Here is a 2,500-nt window from a genome sequence, read left to right on the forward strand (position 1 = left end):
CTCGATGAGCCGGCTGGCTGCGGGGGCTGCCGCGCCTCGGCTTTGCCCTCGCCGCTTGGCTGCGGTGTTTTTTCCGATGGCCTCGATACGATCGTGTCTTTTCCGGCGTGCTTGCGCACAGGCCGGGTCGCCCGAAGCCAAAGGGGGAGCCGTGGTGATCGTGGCAGGATCGCACGGGCGACAGAGCGCCGCGGTGTGTTCGCGCGGGGTCGCGCCGGGTCCTGGCTTGTGTCCGGATACGACAAAGCCCCGCTGGCGGGGAGCCGAGCGGGGCTTTGTCGTGTCGTTGGTGTGGAGAAGATTGGGCTTGGAATTGGCAGACCTGGCAGCGACCGACTTTCCCGCGTCTTGAGACGAAGTATCATGGGCGCTGGGGCGTTTCACGGCCGAGTTCGGAATGGGATCGGGTGCGGCCGCCCCGCTAAAACCACCAGGTCGGCCAATTCCAAGATGAGAAGCTGGATTTCAGCGCGATCGCAAAGCGATCGTAGCCGGCGCGACTGTACAGCAGCCGTCGCCTATGAAGAGCTGAGCGTCTTTGGGCTTTGTCTGCCAGCGCCTGGCGAGCTGCCTTTCAGAGAAAGGCGCCCCGTAGCGCGCTAGCGCGTCGCGCCGTATGGCGCGGCCCTCCGCAGACGATCCGTTCGTGACGGATCGGCGCGAGGAGCGATCAAAGCTCAATGTTCATCCCGCAGCGACGGCGAAGCCGTCGTCGGCAGGCGATGAACATTGGCGAATGAGAACGATCAAGCCAATCGAGCGATTAGTACCGGTAAGCTTCAAGCATTACTGCTCGTCCACACCCGGCCTATCAACGTGGTCGTCTACCACGGCTCTGATAGGGAGCACTCGTTTTGAGGTTAGTTTCCCGCTTAGATGCCTTCAGCGGTTATCTAGTCCGTACATAGCTACCCTGCACTGCGGCTGGCGCCACAACAGGTCCACCAGAGGTACGTCCATCCCGGTCCTCTCGTACTAGGGACAGATCCTCTCAATACTCCTACACCCACGGCAGATAGGGACCGAACTGTCTCACGACGTTCTGAACCCAACTCACGTACCGCTTTAAATGGCGAACAGCCATACCCTTGGGACCTGCTCCAGCCCCAGGATGCGATGAGTCGACATCGAGGTGCCAAACAACCCCGTCGATATGGACTCTTGGGGGTCATCAGCCTGTTATCCCCGGCGTACCTTTTATCCGTTGAGCGATGGCCCTTCCACGCGGGACCACCGGATCACTATGACCGACTTTCGTCTCTGCTCGACTTGTCTGTCTCGCAGTCAGGCGGGCTTATGCCATTGCACTCGACGACCGATTTCCGACCGGTCTGAGCCCACCATCGCGCGCCTCCGTTACTCTTTGGGAGGCGACCGCCCCAGTCAAACTACCCACCATACACTGTCCCGGATCCGGATGACGGACCGCGGTTAGACATCCATGACGATAAGGGTGGTATTTCAAGGATGGCTCCACGCGAGCTGGCGCCCACGCTTCAAAGCCTACCACCTATCCTACACATGCCGACACGAATGCCAGTGTAAAGCTATAGTAAAGGTGCACGGGGTCTTTCCGTCTGACCGCAGGAACCCCGCATCTTCACGGGGAATTCAATTTCACTGAGTCTCTGCTGGAGACAGCGGGGAAGTCGTTACGCCATTCGTGCAGGTCGGAACTTACCCGACAAGGAATTTCGCTACCTTAGGACCGTTATAGTTACGGCCGCCGTTTACTGGGGCTTCGATTCAGAGCTTGCACCCCTCCTCTTAACCTTCCAGCACCGGGCAGGCGTCAGACCCTATACGTCGTCTTGCGACTTCGCAGAGCCCTGTGTTTTTGGTAAACAGTCGCTACCCCCTGGTCTGTGCCACCCCATCTGGCTTGCGCCAAAAAGGGTCACGCTTCTTCCGAAGTTACGCGTGCAATTTGCCGAGTTCCTTCAGCAGAGTTCTCTCAAGCGCCTTGGTATTCTCTACCAGTCCACCTGTGTCGGTTTCGGGTACGGTCTATACGGTGGGGCTATTTCCTGGGACCCCTTCGCCGCCAAACCAATCCGATAAGGTTTGACAACACACAGGATCCGTCACTCACCACCAGGCCCACGATTATTAACGTGGTTCCCATCGACTACGCCTTTCGGCCTCGCCTTAGGGGCCGGCTAACCCTGCTCAGATTAACTTTAAGCAGGAACCCTTGGACTTTCGGCGAGGGTGTCTCTCACACCCTTTATCGTTACTCATGTCAGCATTCGCACTTCCCATACCTCCACCGCCTCTCACGAGTACGGCTTCAACGGCCTAGGGAACGCTCCGCTACCGCTCTGTGAACCGAAGTTCATCAGAACCCACAGCTTCGGTGTATGGCTTGAGCCCCGGTACATTTTCGGCGCAAAGACCCTTATTTAGACCAGTGAGCTGTTACGCTTTCTTTAAATGATGGCTGCTTCTAAGCCAACATCCTGGTTGTTTTGGGATCCTCACATCCTTTCCCACTTAGCCA

2 rRNA genes (1 of these 2 cut by a window edge) are annotated in these 2,500 nt (G+C 58.0%); both read right to left on the reverse strand.

The features are described 5' to 3' along the window. Window positions 1-320 precede the first annotated feature (320 nt). Window positions 321-435: ribosomal RNA gene (gene rrf, locus C0R46_RS20520) — 5S ribosomal RNA — on the reverse strand. A 307-nt stretch (window positions 436-742) separates the two neighbouring features. Next, window positions 743-2,500 (reverse strand): 23S ribosomal RNA (locus C0R46_RS20525) (it continues 1,063 nt past the right edge of the window).

Source organism: Mangrovicella endophytica, from assembly GCF_002893625.1.
Taxonomy (GTDB): domain Bacteria; phylum Pseudomonadota; class Alphaproteobacteria; order Rhizobiales; family Rhizobiaceae; genus Mangrovicella; species Mangrovicella endophytica.